12 protein-coding genes and 1 rRNA gene are annotated in these 15929 nt (G+C 31.2%); 2 read left to right on the top strand and 11 right to left on the bottom strand.

From position 1 onward, the window contains the following. A 5S ribosomal RNA gene (gene rrf / locus ACYEKI_RS18365) occupies positions 1 to 75 on the top strand; the annotation flags it as partial. 564 nt (positions 76 to 639) lie between these two features. Here rrf and ACYEKI_RS18360 read toward each other — a convergent pair. The 10 genes from ACYEKI_RS18360 to purL form a co-directional block, all read right to left on the bottom strand. Continuing rightward, positions 640 to 1557, bottom strand: a complete 918-nt coding sequence (locus ACYEKI_RS18360; protein WP_459212672.1) for a sterol desaturase family protein — start codon at positions 1555 to 1557, stop codon at positions 640 to 642. Between the two features lie 152 nt (positions 1558 to 1709). After that, positions 1710 to 2468 (bottom strand): LytR/AlgR family response regulator transcription factor, encoded by a 759-nt coding sequence (locus ACYEKI_RS18355; RefSeq protein ID WP_459212671.1) that lies wholly within the window; start codon positions 2466 to 2468, stop codon positions 1710 to 1712. Between the two features lie 6 nt (positions 2469 to 2474). After that, positions 2475 to 3620 (bottom strand): amidohydrolase family protein, encoded by a 1146-nt coding sequence (locus tag ACYEKI_RS18350; RefSeq protein ID WP_459212670.1) that lies wholly within the window; start codon positions 3618 to 3620, stop codon positions 2475 to 2477. A gap of 70 nt (positions 3621 to 3690) precedes the next feature. Next, positions 3691 to 3999, bottom strand: coding sequence for a 2TM domain-containing protein (locus ACYEKI_RS18345; RefSeq protein ID WP_459212669.1), 309 nt, complete (start codon positions 3997 to 3999; stop codon positions 3691 to 3693). Positions 4000 to 4034: 35 nt separating this feature from the next. Continuing rightward, positions 4035 to 4352 (bottom strand): 2TM domain-containing protein, encoded by a 318-nt coding sequence (locus ACYEKI_RS18340; protein ID WP_459212668.1) that lies wholly within the window; start codon positions 4350 to 4352, stop codon positions 4035 to 4037. Then, positions 4339 to 5697 (bottom strand): 2TM domain-containing protein, encoded by a 1359-nt coding sequence (locus ACYEKI_RS18335; RefSeq protein WP_459212667.1) that lies wholly within the window; start codon positions 5695 to 5697, stop codon positions 4339 to 4341. Before ACYEKI_RS18335 ends, ACYEKI_RS18340 begins: the two co-directional genes overlap by 14 nt. Positions 5698 to 5764: 67 nt before the next feature. After that, complete coding sequence (locus ACYEKI_RS18330) at positions 5765 to 6385, bottom strand: hypothetical protein (protein WP_459212666.1); 621 nt, start codon at positions 6383 to 6385, stop codon at positions 5765 to 5767. A gap of 111 nt (positions 6386 to 6496) precedes the next feature. After that, positions 6497 to 6925 carry a DUF2141 domain-containing protein gene (locus ACYEKI_RS18325; RefSeq protein ID WP_459212665.1) on the bottom strand — a complete coding sequence of 143 codons (429 nt, stop codon included), beginning with the start codon at positions 6923 to 6925 and terminating at the stop codon, positions 6497 to 6499. 153 nt (positions 6926 to 7078) lie between these two features. Beyond that, on the bottom strand, positions 7079 to 9469 hold the full coding sequence (locus ACYEKI_RS18320; RefSeq protein WP_459212664.1) for a M14 family zinc carboxypeptidase: 2391 nt from the start codon (positions 9467 to 9469) through the stop codon (positions 7079 to 7081). Positions 9470 to 9714: 245 nt separating this feature from the next. Next, positions 9715 to 13377 carry a phosphoribosylformylglycinamidine synthase gene (purL, locus tag ACYEKI_RS18315; RefSeq protein ID WP_459212663.1) on the bottom strand — a complete coding sequence of 1221 codons (3663 nt, stop codon included), beginning with the start codon at positions 13375 to 13377 and terminating at the stop codon, positions 9715 to 9717. Positions 13378 to 13588: 211 nt separating this feature from the next. Between purL and ACYEKI_RS18310 the strand changes: the two genes are divergently transcribed. Beyond that, positions 13589 to 13945 (top strand): hypothetical protein, encoded by a 357-nt coding sequence (locus tag ACYEKI_RS18310; RefSeq protein ID WP_459212662.1) that lies wholly within the window; start codon positions 13589 to 13591, stop codon positions 13943 to 13945. 71 nt (positions 13946 to 14016) lie between these two features. Here the strand turns inward: ACYEKI_RS18310 and ACYEKI_RS18305 are convergent, their stop codons facing one another. Next, positions 14017 to 15915 (bottom strand): endonuclease, encoded by a 1899-nt coding sequence (locus tag ACYEKI_RS18305; protein ID WP_459212661.1) that lies wholly within the window; start codon positions 15913 to 15915, stop codon positions 14017 to 14019. Positions 15916 to 15929: the final 14 nt, after the last annotated feature.

The raw sequence follows: 15929 nt of genomic DNA, 5'->3' as shown, positions 1-15929 counted from the left end.
CCATTCCGAACAGAGAAGTTAAGCCCGATAGCGCCGATGGTACTGCGCTCGTGGGAGAGTAGGTCGCCGCCTTTTTTGAACCCTTCACAATATCTGTGAAGGGTTTTTTGTTTTGTATATGTTTATAAATTTTTGAGGTTAGGATAAGACTCTACAGTAAAGAAGACTAATTATAAGCAATTACTGCGTTTTTTATGAAGGAAGAGTTATTTACAATGAGGGATAAGTGGAATTAAATCTAAAATGTAAAATGCTAAATCCAAAATTTAAAAGGAATCTCAGTTAAACTTATAGTAAATATAACTATACCCTATAGATGCTACTTTTTAAACTATTCGATGTTTCTATATTGGGTGTTTACTATTTATAAATATAACTTGTTCATTTTATTTGAATAAACACAATAATAACTATAGAACAAGCCGATTTAAGCCAATAATTACACACGAGCATACTTCTGCTTTAGCTTATTTATAAAAGATTAAATAACATTCATTTTAATAGTTAAGAATATGTTTATAATATAATAGAACTTAGTACTGTGGATGTAAATGGTGTTTCTATATAAGACAAAAAAACTCAGTAAATATTTTACTGAGCTGTATAATTATTAAATTTTAATTTACTATAGAAATTGAATTAATTAGAATAAGATTTAAGTTTACCTTTAGCTTCTTCTCTAAAAGAATGTGCCATTTTTCCTCCATCTATATGATTCCAGCCAGGAGGCATGATAATATACTTTATCTTATCTATAAATTTAGGTGCATTTTTCATGTCATGCCATAAATCTTTCCATAAACTGAATTGAACTTGAAAGATGTTTTCGCTATCAATTTTATCATCCATAATACCGTATTTAGGTTTTACTTCTGGTAATTCCTTTTGAAAAGTCCCAAACAGTCTATCCCAGATAGAAAATGTTTCTCCATAATTACGATCTAAATAGATATGATTTTTTGCATGATGAACACGATGTGCTGATGGAGAAATGAAGAATAATTCCATCCAATGTTGCTTCCCTATTATTTTTTCGCTGGCGTGTTCATATAAACCGTATAATCGAGCTATGGCCTCTACAATAAATATCATATAAGGATCAAATCCTAGTAAAGGTAACCAAATGACTGTATGTGGTGAATGTATAAATCCTAGAAAAGATCCTCTAATAGCAACAGTAAATTTCATTTCTTTGGCTGTATGATGTACACCATGTATACACCAAAAAAAGCGTACTTGATGTCCGAGATAATGTACTGCATAGAACATGAAATCATATAGAAAATATGCTAAAACCCAAATATACCAAGCAGTACTTAATGTTATAATTCTATATTGATATGTGAACAACATTATACCAAAAATTACTATTCGTCCTAAAAAAATATAAGGAAGACTTTCTAAAGCATATGATAAAAGGTTAATCCATCCTTCTTTATGACTTTCTATTTTATGTGTTATCCATAAAATAATCCATTCTATAGTAATTAAGGCGAGTACAATTAAGCCAAAAGTATCTGATATTTTACTGAAAAGTAGTTCTAAAACTTGATTCATTGAGGTAAGTTGTTTTTATGATTATTTTTTAAACAAAAATATAATTTATTTAGATTTGATAAAAATAAAAACACAAGTATGATACGATAAGATCAAAGCCTATTCAAGAATTAGAATAGGCTTTGATTTTATATCGAAATATTATTAAAGATTTATTTTTCTAACCAATTTTTGAAATCTTTTACGCGTTCTCTGCTTACAATAACATCTTGTTCGTTAAAAGTGTTTAGCTTGAGTTGTAATCTTGAGTTTGTATAAGAAATGATATCTTTAATAGCATTAATATTGATATAGAATTTTCTACTTACTCGGTAGAATTGATTTGGATCTAGTTCTTCTTCCAGTGTTTCAAGAGTTGAATCTATTAGATAGTTTCGATTATCAGTTGTATGTAAATAAGTCCCTTTATTCTCAGAATAAAAACATTCGATATCTTCTACTGTAAAGATCTTTAAATGTTGTCCAACTCTTGCTGTAAATCGTTTTTTATACACTCTATCAAGTGGATTGATCAGGAGTTTTTTTATATCATCAAAATCAACTTGAATAGGTTTTTGTTGAGGATAGTTTTCTTTATATTTATTGATGGCAACTTCTAGTTCATCATCATCTATAGGTTTTAATAAATAATCTATACTATTTAATTTAAAGGCCTTTAAAGCATATTCGTCATAAGCTGTCGTGAAAATGATGGCACTTTTGATTTGTATAGTGTCAAAAATTTCAAAAGATAATCCATCACTTAATTGAATGTCTAAAAAGATGAGATCTGGATGCTCGTTTGTCTGGAACCATTCTATTGCTTCTTGAACAGAATGTAACATAGTAGATACTTGAATGTTTAAATCATTTAACATCCTGTTTAAGCGTCTAGCAGCTGGTTTTTCGTCTTCAATGATAATAACGTTCATCTTTTTTTATTTGAGTTGCACTTTTTGTCCGGCTTTCCATACCGTATTGATACTTGAAATATGTTTTATATCTTCTATTGGATTTTTATCTAATAAAACTAGATCTGCTTTGAAGCCTTCTTTTATATAACCTATGTTCTCTAATCCAAATCGATCTGCTGTATTAGCTGTAGCAGCTTTAAGAATTTCAATATTAGGTAAGCTTGCTTGACTCAATAGTTCTAATTCTTTAAAAAGATCAGTTCCATAATTGATATTAGCGTTAGGAGGATCTGTTCCTGCTAGAATAGTAATTCCAGCATTATATAATCTTTTTACTTCATTAATTAAAAACTTATCAAAAGTCTTAAATTCATCTTCAGTTTTTTTGATATATAATCGTTTGATTTTTGTTATCGTTAGTAATGTCGGAATAACAAAAAAGTCTTTGTTTTTTGATAACTCTTGTAAACGCTCTTCTGTTATAGGAGCATCATCCCATATATGGACTAAACCATCTGCATTATTTTTTAATACTTGATAACCATCTTCAACTCTGGAAACATGGACTACTGCTTTTTTATGATGTTTATGAGCTTCATCAATTAATGCTTTAGCTGTTTCATGTGAGATTGTAGGTTTCCATGGTTCAACTATGATTTTGATATAATCTACGCCAGCATTTACACGACCTTGCACAAAAGATACGGCATCTTTGGGCTCTTTTAATGTAGGTAATGGAAAACCAAATTGAGTTCCATGACCTTCTGGTGCGGTTGCAGCATAGCCAGCAACATAATAACGAGCATAATTTGTTGAGTCATTAGTACTTTTCATTTGTTTTTGCATAGGTTCTACACCATGCATATCGAGTACATTTAGAACTCCAGATTGAGCTGCTTGTTTTAATGAGACAGAAGACCATGCGTGTACATGAGCATTAATCATAGCAGGCATTAGAAATTTACCCGTACCGTCAATAATTGTAGTTACTTTGCTTATGTTGTTTCCTATTTTTAAAATTTTATCATCTTGAATAAGAATAGAGGTATTAGGAATGATTTTTTCTCCGTTAAATAAGGTTACATTTTTTATTAGAAAGCGTTCTTGAGCAATATTGATAGTGCTATATAGGCAAAGAATTAAATAAAAAGACTTTTTTAAAATGTTCATAATTAGGTATACTGTTTTTATACTAAAAAAATAAAGAGTGCTTGAATTATGTAGTATTGAAATACAATTCTTATTCCCAACGTTGTTGTTCTTCACTTTCTTCTTCCATGTATTTTCGAATCTTTCGTTCTTCCCAATCTTTATCAAACATAGGATTTATACGATAAGCTTTTATAGCGTGAAAAACAATTCCTATTCCCCATCCAAAAGCTGCCCATAAAAACCACGGATTACGTAATTCATTAACATAGTAATTTAGCCCTGCTAAAAAACATATAAAAACGAGATAAGAAAATAGATTGTTGTAAAATTTCTTTAATTCATCAACGCGTTCTTTTGCACGTTCATATGCTTTATGGTCATTATTATTAGTTTTCATAGGTTTTAGTGTTAATTAGTGATGGTGATAATGATTTAAAAAGAATCTTTATCCATGAGCTCTTTTATTTTTCGTTCTTCCCAATCTTTTCCAAAAAGTGAAATCTTAGAAAATACACGTAAAGCATGGATAAGTAATCCTATTCCCCAGAAAAAAGGAGTAATAAATAAGTGCCAACTGGACCAGTTTTTTAAACCATCATCTAAAAAATCTGAATTCACAAATAATAGTACGGTATTGATGACTATATAAACAACTAAATGTGTGTAGAATCCTTTTTCGTCATCAACTCTTTTTTTTGCTCTTTTATATGCAGTACTTTCTTTGGTATTATTATCGTTATATGTTGTCATGGTTTCTTCTATTATATTCGTTCATATATTTTTTGATTTTTTTAGATTCCCAGTCTTTACCTAAAATGGGATGATAGTCATAAGCATCCATATAGTGAAATAACACTCCAATTCCCCAACCGAACATTGGAAATAAAACCCAAGGAAAATCAAAACCTGTAGTTTTAAAATTAAGAAATGCAAGAAAAGGTATCACAATACAGTATGTAAGTAAATTGATATGAAATTCTTTCATCTTTTTTACTTTTTCTTGTGCTCGTTGGTATTTTAAATTTTGTGTTGTATGATAAGATTCTGTTGTTGTCATAGTGGTAGATACGGTGATCTTTTTTGTTAAAATAGGTAGCTTGGCAATAAATGCATCATCGGTTTTATATACCGTAAAAGGTCTTTTTGTTAATAAAGCATAACGTTGTTTTACATTACCTAGACCAACACCACTGCTTTGTTTTATTACTTGTTTTGGTTGAAGATTATTCTCTACAAATAAAGAATTATCTTCTTCATATATTTTAATATGCAATGGTTTTGTAGGCATTACTACATTATGTTTTACAGTGTTTTCTAATAAAATTTGCAAGGATAACGGTACGACTTTAGCTTCAGGATCAGTAATCTTTTCGGGCATTTCAAATATGATACTATCTTCAAATCTTAATTTGAGTAACGTCATATACGTTTTAGCAAATTTTAACTCTTCTTCAACAGTGACTAATTCTTTGTCTTTTTGTTCTAATACATAGCGGTATACTTTTGATAAGGAGGTTGTGAATTTTTGAGCCATCCTTGGGTTTTCTTCAATTAGAGAGGTTAAAACATTTAAGCTGTTGAATAAAAAATGTGGGTCTAATTGATTTTTAAGTGCAGCAAATTTTGCTGAAGCAGTTCCTGCTATAATTTTTTGCTCGGTTACTTTCTTTTCTTGTAATGCTTTATAAAAATAGATAACATGAAAGAAAAGAGAAATGATTGAGGTTAATAGGATTGGATATAGATAATTGCTAAATGATTGTGATTCAATAAACTCATCAAATGTTTGTTTTTGCAAAACAATAACTGAAAAGATCAACTCGCAAAGGAAATAACCTATCAAAGTGATAATCACAGATCCTGTAGCTCCAATAAAAACTCGTTTTAAACCCTGATTTTTCCAATCTAGTTTATTGATATATCTAAAATAAAAGATATTCAAATATGATAAAGTAAAACTATAGGTAAAGGCAATAGACCACCATTTAAGACTAAGTAATTGTTGTAAATCCCATCCATTACCTATAAAAGTAAAGATAGAGAGTCCTATAGAAATTAGAATAGAGGCTATTAAAGTAGATTTAAAATCTTTCATCTATATATGTTTTGCTTTACAAGAGAACTCAAGTTAATTATTAATTTTTATTTATTGAAAAATAGGCTTAGTTACAGTTCTTCTGAACTCTTTTGACTTCATTCTTTCCCCATTTAGGGTAGAAAGGAATTGTTGATTGTTCTTTTTCAAAATACGCTATGGCTTTATCTATTTCTGGACAAAAAGCTTTAGGATCTTGTCCAAAGAATTGTGCGGCACCCATTTTCCATTCGGCATGATAAAGTATAGCTCTTGGATTATGAGGTTCTATTTCTTTAGCTTTGTTATAAAGCGTTTCTACTTTGGAAGAATGAGTCATTCCATAAACAGAAGGATTATAGGCAACCCAAGCAGTATTTAATAACGCTTCCATGATTAATATTTCTGCATTACCTTTTGAAAAGGTTTTAGCTTCATTTAAAAGTTCTTGAGCTTTGGCTAATCGTTGTTCAACTTCTTTAGCATCTTTATTTCCAAAAGTCTTAATGATATTGATTTGGGCTACGTAATAATAAGGTAACCAATTATCCTTTTCTGCTTTTGCAATGCGTTCAAATAGATTAGATGCTTCTTCAGTTTGTTTGTTTTTCCATAAATCAAATGCTTTTTCCATTCCTTTTTCATAAATACTTTGTGCAGATGAAATAGTTATCGTTAAAAGCGTTAATATCGTTAATACTGTTTTCATTGGTGTTATTTTTTTATTACAGTGTAAAATTCACTAATTACCAATGATTATAGAATTCTATATGACCGAACTGTTGGTTTTTAAGTATGAATTGTAATTTGAATGATTAGGTTAATGAAGTTTGATTTTTTGTGTAATCATTTGAGTTCCTAATTCAAATTTAGCATCTTCCCATTTTGGAGGACCAAAATGAGCAGGAGCATCGTTACTAGTACCATAATCTTCTGTAGGGATTTTCATAAAAGTATTGAGTTTACTATTGTTATCTTCATCATGAAACAAAGATATAGCATAAGTTCCCTCTGGAATATTTTTAAAAGTATGTACTACTCCTTTTATATTAGCTGTACAAATAGCACTTTTATAGGGTGATTTTAAGAAATTGGTTTTGGCATTATATAACCCGATAAGTATAGTTCCTTTGTTTGAAGTAATGTTTTTAACTTCTATTGTGATAGATGACGTTGCTGTTTGTGAAAATACAGAGGTAGTAATACAAAGGAATAAAAAAAAGAGAGTAGCAGTAACTTTAATTTTCATGAGTATATTTTTATATGAAGCTATGAAATTTATATTAAGGAATATATTTTGAATATTTAAAATTACTCAATTGTTGTTTTTAATGGACAAATTGTAAAATAAAAGAGATCAATTTTTAAATTGATCTCTTTTATTTTGTGATAGTTGAAAATATTATTGTTTAATAAATTTAATGGTCTTTGTTGTATCTTCTAATGTGATTGAAATGAAGTACAATCCAGAGGCTAAATTGTTTACGTTTAATTCTTGATAACCGTTTAGGTCGTTTTGAGATAATACTTCTTGTCCGAAGATATTATGTATTTTGAAATTATAATCACTTGTGTATGAGGATGCAATTTTTAATGTATTTTTTACAGGATTAGGAAAAACACGTATTTGCGAAAGTATTTCATCATTAACAGAGAGTACAGAATTATCAAGGATATTAACTTTTAAATCATCAAAATAAAAACCATCTTGTTCTTGTCCTCTATCAGAAACAAATTGAAAACGTATTTTTATAGTTTGATCTAAATAGTCACTTAAATCTATTTGTTCTAAAACCCAGTCATTTTGTACACCATCATACAAAGGCTCACCAGAGACTTGATTAGAACTACCAGGCTTTGTGTATTTACCACATTGCGCTATCCATGTAACTCCATTATCAGTAGAAACTTCAAATTGTACATAATCCCAAGAAGCTTCTATATCCCATTTGGCATAGAATTGAACGTTTGCAACGGCAGCAGTTGTAAGATCAATTTCTTCATCAAGAACGATAGTCTTGTTTTGATTAGGGCCATAATTTCCATTAGGTGAATCTGTAATAGAAGCATTTGAAGATACAAATGTACTTGTTGTGGTTCCCCAATTTTGATGTGTAAATGCATTTAAATTGTTTGCATTATTATCAATTATGGTTTGAGTTTCACCGTATTTTTGAGTTACTTGTACGGTTTCTGTAAATAAACCACCATTAATAACGATATTATAAACGATGTCATCACCGATATTAATAGTATTGTTCAAGTTTATGGTGATAGCATCTTCTATTATTGGTCCTATACTATTGATAATGTAGTTTTTTGAACCCTCTACTCGAGTTATGTTATTACTAACAGGAATGATACTTACCGTAAAAATTCCATTACCAGAAACTCCTAAGCGTTTCAATTGATAAGAGGCATCAAAAGAATGGTTAGTCCCTATAAATGTTGTTCCAGTGCTTTGAACAGTAGCATAATTGTGAGACATTTTTGCCACCATTAAATTGAGATACATCATGCTTTTACATATTCCATCAATCTGATTAGAAGTTGGCCAAAATCCATTTCCAATCTCAGGAGTAAAGGCATAAATTTTGTCATGAGTACCTACAGTACCATACATAAAGTCATCACTATCTCCTGCAGCTGGATATAGTCCAGATGAGATTATATTATTAAACCCGTTTTGAGCTACCATTTCTTCAGAAATTGTTTCGTATAAAGAGTTTTCTGGAGTAGGTGTATTATTTGTATATCCATATGGATATAATAAGAGATTTCCATGAGTATGGTTGTTTAAAGCAAAAACGAAATTATGTTGTTCTACAAACCATTTCATAGCTTGTGTTTCAACTTCAGAAAAGGGAGTTGCACCGTGATAAACATCAGAGTTTGTACTTCCTGAGGTTCCTTGACCTCCCCATACACCATTTGAAGGATTTCCATTAATATGGTAATCATAATTTCGATTTAAGTCAACACCGTGCGTATTAAATCTGTTTTTTCTCCATAATCCACCACCATTAGGATTTGTTTTTTGATTATAAAGATATCCGTCTGGGTTTACTACAGGAACAAAATAAAGCTCAGTATTATCGACGATTTGCTTGATTGCAGGATCAGAATCATAATTTTCTAATAAGTACCACATATAATAAATTAACTGAGATACACTAGCAGGTTCTCTGGCATGATGGATTGCATCATATAAAACTTCAGGTTCATTTTCATCACTATCTGGATTATCAGATATTTTAACCCATTGTAGCGGATTCCCTCCTATATTAGGTGTTACCGAATTATCTGGAGTTCCGTTTGTGACAAAAGAACCAATATTTGCTCTACTAGAAATTAACCTTGGATATTGAGCATGCATAGCATCAAGGTGATCTAAAATCTCTTGATAGGTAAAGAATCCTCCCATAGAACCTAATGAGAAATTTGATGGAGTAGGGTAGTTTATAGTACCACTACTTGTAGTACAAATAGGGTTTACTATATTACTTTGAGTTTTTACTAGAGCATTTCTTTTTAGGAAATCAGCTTCGGCATCTTCAATAAGAATTTCTACCTCAAAACCTAAATTTTGAGCAATTTCGATTTCTGTTTTAGAAAAATCAGAAATGATAAAAACGCCTCGTTTGTGATTTCCATGATCCATAGGAATCCCAGCATTGGCTAACTTTTTGAAATTTTCTGGAGAATTGTATATGATTTTTGCTTTACTGTATTTTGTTTGAGCAAATCCCAATAAGGAAGTAATCATTAGGATGAAGAGGGTGATTTTTTTCATAGATTAGAGTTAAGATGTGTTAAACAGTATCAGCTAAATACTCAATATATTGAAGGGGGAGAAGTATATGATGAGTACAAGCCAAAAAAATATTAGGCATCAAAATAATGTCTACTTCTTGATTAAAGAAATTAACGGTGTAATTTTACTAAAAAAAAATAGAATATATTACCTTTTTTGCTTTTAATACAAGTAAAGGTGATATATTCTATTAAAATTTAACGTTATTTTTAGGAATATCAATCTTATTTAAGTAACCATTTTCTAGCGTTAATAAAAGCTTCTATCCAAGGAGAAACTTCATCTTTACGACCATTAGGATAGTTAGCCCAATTCCATTGAAAAATAGAACGTTCAATATGAGGCATCATAACCAAATGCCTTCCTGTAGCATCAGTAAGCATTGCAGTATTATAATCAGATCCATTAGGATTTGATGGGTATGAGTCATATCCATATTTTGCTACTATATTATAGTGATTTTCTTCTAATGGTAGATTGAATTTACCTTCTCCATGAGAAATCCAAACCCCTAAGGTACTTCCAGCTAAGCTAGATAGCATTATAGAATTATTCTCTTCAATAGTCACAGAAGTAAAAGCACTTTCGTGTTTTTGAGAATCATTATGAAGCATTTTAGGTTTGGTATCATCTTCAGGATTGATAAGTCCTAATTCGATGAATAATTGACAACCGTTACAAATTCCGATAGAAAGTGTATCTTCTCTTTTAAAGAAGTTTTCTAGAGCTGTTTTAGCTTTTTCGTTATATAAAAAGGCTCCTGCCCAACCTTTAGCAGAACCTAATACATCACTATTAGAAAATCCTCCTACAGCACCAATAAACTGGATGTCTTCTAATGTTTCTCGACCAGAAATTAAATCAGTCATATGAACATCTTTAACATCAAAACCTGCTAGATACATGGCATGAGCCATTTCACGTTCAGAATTACTTCCTTTTTCTCTTATGATAGCAGCTTTAGGTCTAGGAGCATTGAAATCGACAATTGGTTTTTTTCCTGTAAAATGAGATGGGAATTTATATTGTAATGGTTGTTGATTATAGTTATTATAACGAGTTTCTGCTAATCCATTAGCAGTTTGTTTTTGATCTAATAAGAAAGAAGTTTTATACCAAGTATCTCTTAAAGAAGGAATATTAAGCCCGATTTCTATACCATTGTTCTTGATTTCGAGCATTTCACTTTGAGTAACTTCACCTATAATGGCATAGTCAACTTGATTTGTATTAAGTATTTGTTCTACAGTAGCTGTGTTTGAGGCTTGGAATACAATACCTGCATTTTCTGCAAATAATACTTTAATAATATCAGGTTCGTTAAGAGCTGTAAGGTCTAATGTTGCACCTAAATTAGTATCTGCAAAACACAGTTCTAATAGTGTAGTGATTAAACCTCCAGAAGCGATATCATGCCCTGCAAGGATATGATCTTCTTTAATAAGTTGTTGTATTACGTCAAATGTTTTGGAAAAGGCTTTACCATCAATAATAGTAGGTGTTTCATTACCTATTTTATTATTGATTTGGGCAAAAGAAGAACCACCTAATTTATAAGCATCATTAGAAAGATTGATATAAAAGATTTGTCCACCATCTTTTTTAAAGACAGGTTCAATAACTTTATTGATATCTATACAATTTCCAATAGAAGAGATCACTACAGTACCAGGAGCAATAACTTCGTCATTTGGATATTTTTGTTTCATTGATAAAGAATCTTTTCCTGTAGGAATATTAATTCCTAATGCTATGGCGAAATTGGAAACAGCTTCAACTGCTTCATATAAACGAGCATCTTCGCCTTTATTTTTACAAGGCCACATCCAGTTTGCAGAAAGCGATACCGATTGTAATCCATCTTTAAGTGGTGCCCAGATGAGATTAGTTAGTGCTTCTGCTATAGCGTTTCTACTTCCAGCTTTTGGATCTATTAAACCACTAATTGGAGCGTGTCCGATAGATGTAGCAACTCCCTCTGTACTGGTGTAATCTAGTGCCATTACTCCACAATTATTTAGCGGTAATTGTAGAGGACCTACACATTGTTGTTTAGCAACTTTACCGCCTACACAACGATCCACTTTATTCGTTAACCAATCTTTACAAGCAACTGCTTCAAGTTGTAATACTTGTTCTAAATACTCATGAAAATTTTGTAATTCATAAGCAATAGGAGTATAGTTAGGAATTACAGTAGAATCGGTTAATATTGTTTTAGGAGAATTACCAAACATATCATCTAATTCCATGTCCATAGGTTTATCTCCTTTAACAGTTGATTCAAAAGTAAAGCGATGATCTCCTGTTACATCACCTACAGTATACATAGGGGAGCGTTCTCGCTCAGCTATTTTTTCTAAAGTAGCTATGTCTTTTTGACCAATAACCAATCCCATACGTTCTTGAGATTCGTTACCTATAATTTCTTTTGCAGAAAGTGTAGGATCACCTACAGGAAGTTTATCAAGGTTGATATGACCTCCAGTTTCTTCAACTAATTCAGATAAACAATTAAGATGGCCACCTGCACCATGATCGTGTATAGAAACAATAGTATTTTGTTCACTTTCTACCATACCTCTTATGGCATTTGCAGCACGTTTTTGCATTTCTGGATTAGAACGCTGGATTGCATTTAATTCAATCCCACTGCTAAACTCACCAGTGTCGGCAGAAGATACTGCAGCTCCTCCCATACCGATACGATAGTTTTCTCCACCTAGAATAACGATTTTATCACCGTTTTGAGGAGTATCTTTTAAAGCTTGATTCGTTTTTCCGTATCCAATACCTCCAGCTTGCATGATTACTTTATCAAAACCAAGTTTACGAGCATCTTCTTCATGCTCAAATGTAAGTACAGAACCTGTAATAAGAGGTTGACCAAATTTATTACCAAAATCAGAAGCTCCATTTGAAGCTTTGATCAAAATATCCATCGGAGTTTGATATAACCAATCTCTTTCATCCATAGCATGTTCCCAAGGACGATTTTCTTCTAATCTAGAATACGAAGTCATATAAACTGCTGTTCCAGCAAGAGGTAAAGAACCTTTTCCTCCAGCAAGACGATCTCTAATTTCACCGCCAGAACCAGTAGCAGCACCATTAAAGGGTTCTACTGTTGTAGGGAAGTTATGTGTTTCCGCTTTAAGCGAAAGCACACTCTCGAACTCTTTTTCTTCGTAAAAGTCTGGTTGATCAGCTCGTTTAGGAGCAAATTGAGTTACTTTAGGTCCTTTGACAAAAGCGACATTATCTTTATATGCAGAAACAATTTCGTTTGGATGTATTTCTGAAGTTTTTTTGATAAGCTTAAATAAAGAAGTAGGTTGTTCTTTACCATCAATAACAAATGTGCCATTAAAAATTTTATGACGACAATGTTCTGAGTTGACTTGAGAAAAACCAAAAACTTCTGAATCAGTAAGTTTACGACCTATTTTTTTAGCTATATTTTCTAAATATAAAACCTCTTCGTCACTTAGCGCCAGTCCCTCTTGAGTATTATATGCAGCAATATCTTCGATTTCTAGAATTGGCTCTGGTTGTATGGCTATAGTAAAAATATCTTGATGTAATCCTTGATATTTTTGTGATAACATAGGGTCGAAATCTGTAAAATCTTGATTGACTTTTGAAAATTCTTCTATACGAAGAATACCTTCGATAGCCATGTTTTGTGTGATTTCTACTGCATTGGTACTCCAAGGAGAAATCATTGTAGCACGTGGGCCAATAAAAAAACCATCAAGAGATGGTTCATTAATTTTATGTGCGTTTCCGAAAAGCCAGTTTAATTTTGAGATGGTTTCAGTAGTAAGTTCTGCATTAGATTGTAATGCGTAAACCGTATTGTTTTTTGTTCCGAAGAAATGAATCATGCTTCGTGTATTTGTGTTGTTTTTAGTATTGCTGCAAAAATACTATTTTTCCTTAGTTATACTGATTAAATCACAAAATATGATTTAAGAGTTATTCACGAGTTATTAAATGGTTTGATAATAAATAATAACTTGTATAAAATAGTTTTGTTTAAAATGATGTATTACTTTTGTACCGTTTTAAATAAAAACCATTCATTAATATTTCATCATGAAAAAAATCATTTATATTACAGTATTCTCTGTACTATTTCAAAGTTGTTATACCTATAAACCTGCTTCTTTTGAAGATTTAAAAGAAGGAAAAACGTATGCAATAAAGCTAAAAAAAGGTTTAGATATTGAGACTAAATATAGAGGAATTAAAGGTGATTCTATAATGTTTAAGATCAATCAAAACAATGTTAAAATACCTAAAGAAGAAATTGTAGAAATGAAAAGGAAAAAAGTTTCTACATTAAAACTTTTAGGAGGTATAGCTATAGGAATAGGAGGCGTAATTCTTTTACTAAGTAATGCTGATAAGAAAACTAATAAAGAAAGATTAGAAGAGCAAGTAGTAAGGTGATTAATTACTAATAAAAAAAGCAATATGAAATTATTTTCGTATTGCTTTTTTATTAGTAATCTCTTATAATATTATCGTACGATTAATTTTTTTGTAATCTTTCTTTCGGGTGAAGTGACTTGAAGTAATAAAATTCCAGAAGGCAGGTTAGAAACTTGCAAGTGTTCTGAAACGTTATTTTTTTGATAAACTAATTTTCCTAAAATATTATAAATAGCTACAGTAGCTTTTGAACTTGTACCTAGAATAATGTTTATAGAACCATCTAAAGATGGATTAGGATACATATTAAATTTTGAAATATCAAAGTCATTTGTAGATAATGGATCTAAAGTGTGAGTTCCTAAATCGCTAATATCATCATTGGCATTGGTATCCCATTCTCCACTAGTTCCAGAAGGATCATATGAAAAAGAAGTGTTAGGAGTATTTACACTAGATTTACGAATAAGTGTAACGTTTTCTGCAAAGTCAGCACTACCACCATTAAAAACACCAACTATATCAATAAGGACATCATTTTTAAATAAACCTATAGGATCATTACCATTAAAAGAAACAGCTGTATGCCCAGTTTCAAGATCAGCAATATTTTTGATAGCATCACTTGCTTGACTATTAGCAATTACATATACATCATCTGTATTTAAAGAACCTGAAAGTATTAAAGCATCTGACCAATTACCAGATCCGTTAACTTGACGTTTAAGAGAATATATAGAAAGATCAACACTATTTCCTGTAAAGTTTGCAATTTCTATAGCTTTATTATTACTACTACCTTCTACATATTCAGAAATAAAAAGTTCATTACCAGAAGAAGTATTAGCTGTAGTTGTTCCGTTAGCAGCTGTACTTTGTGCAGATGTATTACCTGCTGCATCTTTTGCAGCTACCGTAAAAGTATAAGTAGTTTCTGGAGATAATCCAGATACAGAAGCTGTAGTAGTACTTACAGAAGTATTTAATGTTCCATCAACATAGATATCATATTCAGTTACGCCTACATTATCTGTAGCAGCAGTCCAAGATAGATTGGCTGTAGTAGCTGTTGTACCAGTTACTGTAAGGCCTGTAGGAACAGAAGGTGCTTCAGTATCTGCAGTTACATTCCAGATTCTTTGTACATATTCTGGATGACTTATAAACGGATTTGCATTTCCTTGAAAATTATAAGCCGCATTATTTCTATCTGTTTCTCTTTGAGATACAGGATCTGCAATATGCCAACTTACTAATAATGCTATATACCAAGTTTCATATACTTGATCATTACTTCCGTCAAGTGGGTTTTCTTGAGTACTATCATGATTATCCCAAGTAGCATCAGTTACATTATCTTCATATCGTGTTGCAAAATACAATAATGCACGAGCTATATCTCCTTTAAATTCATCTATAGGCTCAAATACAGTACCATTGTACCCAGCAGTAGCGCTAGGTCCTAATTTAGATCCATTTGAATAGGTATTAGTAGGACTGGTTACTTCTCCAAAAGGGAAATTTCCTCTTTGATTATTAACATACGCATCAGATGGAACTACATGATGTACATCTGAACGCATAGGAAACCTTTCGTTAAAAAAACCTTGAGGAAATAAGTGTTCTCTATTATAACAGCCTCCTTCAACAGCATTAGTAGTTCCAGAGCTACCACAAGCATCTCCAGTTCCAGAACCTCCGTCTGTATCATGGTCAAAGTTAAATGAATCTGCAGCGTTTGGTTTTTCTGTATACATATCTAATACTGAGCCATCATTCTCATAATAGTTATCAGAATCTGTAGTTTGATAAGCTGTGTATAAGGCTCCATATCCTTGATCTACATGACCATTAGAAATAATATTTTTTAGCTCAGTTTTTAAAGCATAACCAGTTAATCCATCTGCCGAATCGTAATAATTAGCAGGTATTTGAGAAAAACCAAGTACACTTATAAAAAGTGAAACAATAAGTAGTTGTGTTTTCATTTAGTATAGTTTAT

The organism is Aquimarina rhabdastrellae (assembly GCA_947387485.1).
Lineage (GTDB): Bacteria > Bacteroidota > Bacteroidia > Flavobacteriales > Flavobacteriaceae > Aquimarina.
The sequence above is the reverse complement of the archived record's forward strand: the minus strand, read 5'-3'. Positions and strand labels throughout refer to the sequence as shown.

What these genes read in the sequence shown, in the direction of transcription:
- ACYEKI_RS18360 (WP_459212672.1), bottom strand. Translation starts at nt 1,557, where the DNA reads ATGAATCAAGTTTTAGAACTACTTTTCAGTAAAATATCAGATACTTTT.
- ACYEKI_RS18355 (WP_459212671.1), bottom strand. Translation starts at nt 2,468, where the DNA reads ATGAACGTTATTATCATTGAAGACGAAAAACCAGCTGCTAGACGCTTA.
- ACYEKI_RS18350 (WP_459212670.1), bottom strand. Translation starts at nt 3,620, where the DNA reads ATGAACATTTTAAAAAAGTCTTTTTATTTAATTCTTTGCCTATATAGC.
- ACYEKI_RS18345 (WP_459212669.1), bottom strand. Translation starts at nt 3,999, where the DNA reads ATGAAAACTAATAATAATGACCATAAAGCATATGAACGTGCAAAAGAA.
- ACYEKI_RS18340 (WP_459212668.1), bottom strand. Translation starts at nt 4,352, where the DNA reads ATGACAACATATAACGATAATAATACCAAAGAAAGTACTGCATATAAA.
- ACYEKI_RS18335 (WP_459212667.1), bottom strand. Translation starts at nt 5,697, where the DNA reads ATGAAAGATTTTAAATCTACTTTAATAGCCTCTATTCTAATTTCTATA.
- ACYEKI_RS18330 (WP_459212666.1), bottom strand. Translation starts at nt 6,385, where the DNA reads ATGAAAACAGTATTAACGATATTAACGCTTTTAACGATAACTATTTCA.
- ACYEKI_RS18325 (WP_459212665.1), bottom strand. Translation starts at nt 6,925, where the DNA reads ATGAAAATTAAAGTTACTGCTACTCTCTTTTTTTTATTCCTTTGTATT.
- ACYEKI_RS18320 (WP_459212664.1), bottom strand. Translation starts at nt 9,469, where the DNA reads ATGAAAAAAATCACCCTCTTCATCCTAATGATTACTTCCTTATTGGGA.
- purL (WP_459212663.1), bottom strand. Translation starts at nt 13,377, where the DNA reads ATGATTCATTTCTTCGGAACAAAAAACAATACGGTTTACGCATTACAA.
- ACYEKI_RS18310 (WP_459212662.1), top strand. Translation starts at nt 13,589, where the DNA reads ATGAAAAAAATCATTTATATTACAGTATTCTCTGTACTATTTCAAAGT.
- ACYEKI_RS18305 (WP_459212661.1), bottom strand. Translation starts at nt 15,915, where the DNA reads ATGAAAACACAACTACTTATTGTTTCACTTTTTATAAGTGTACTTGGT.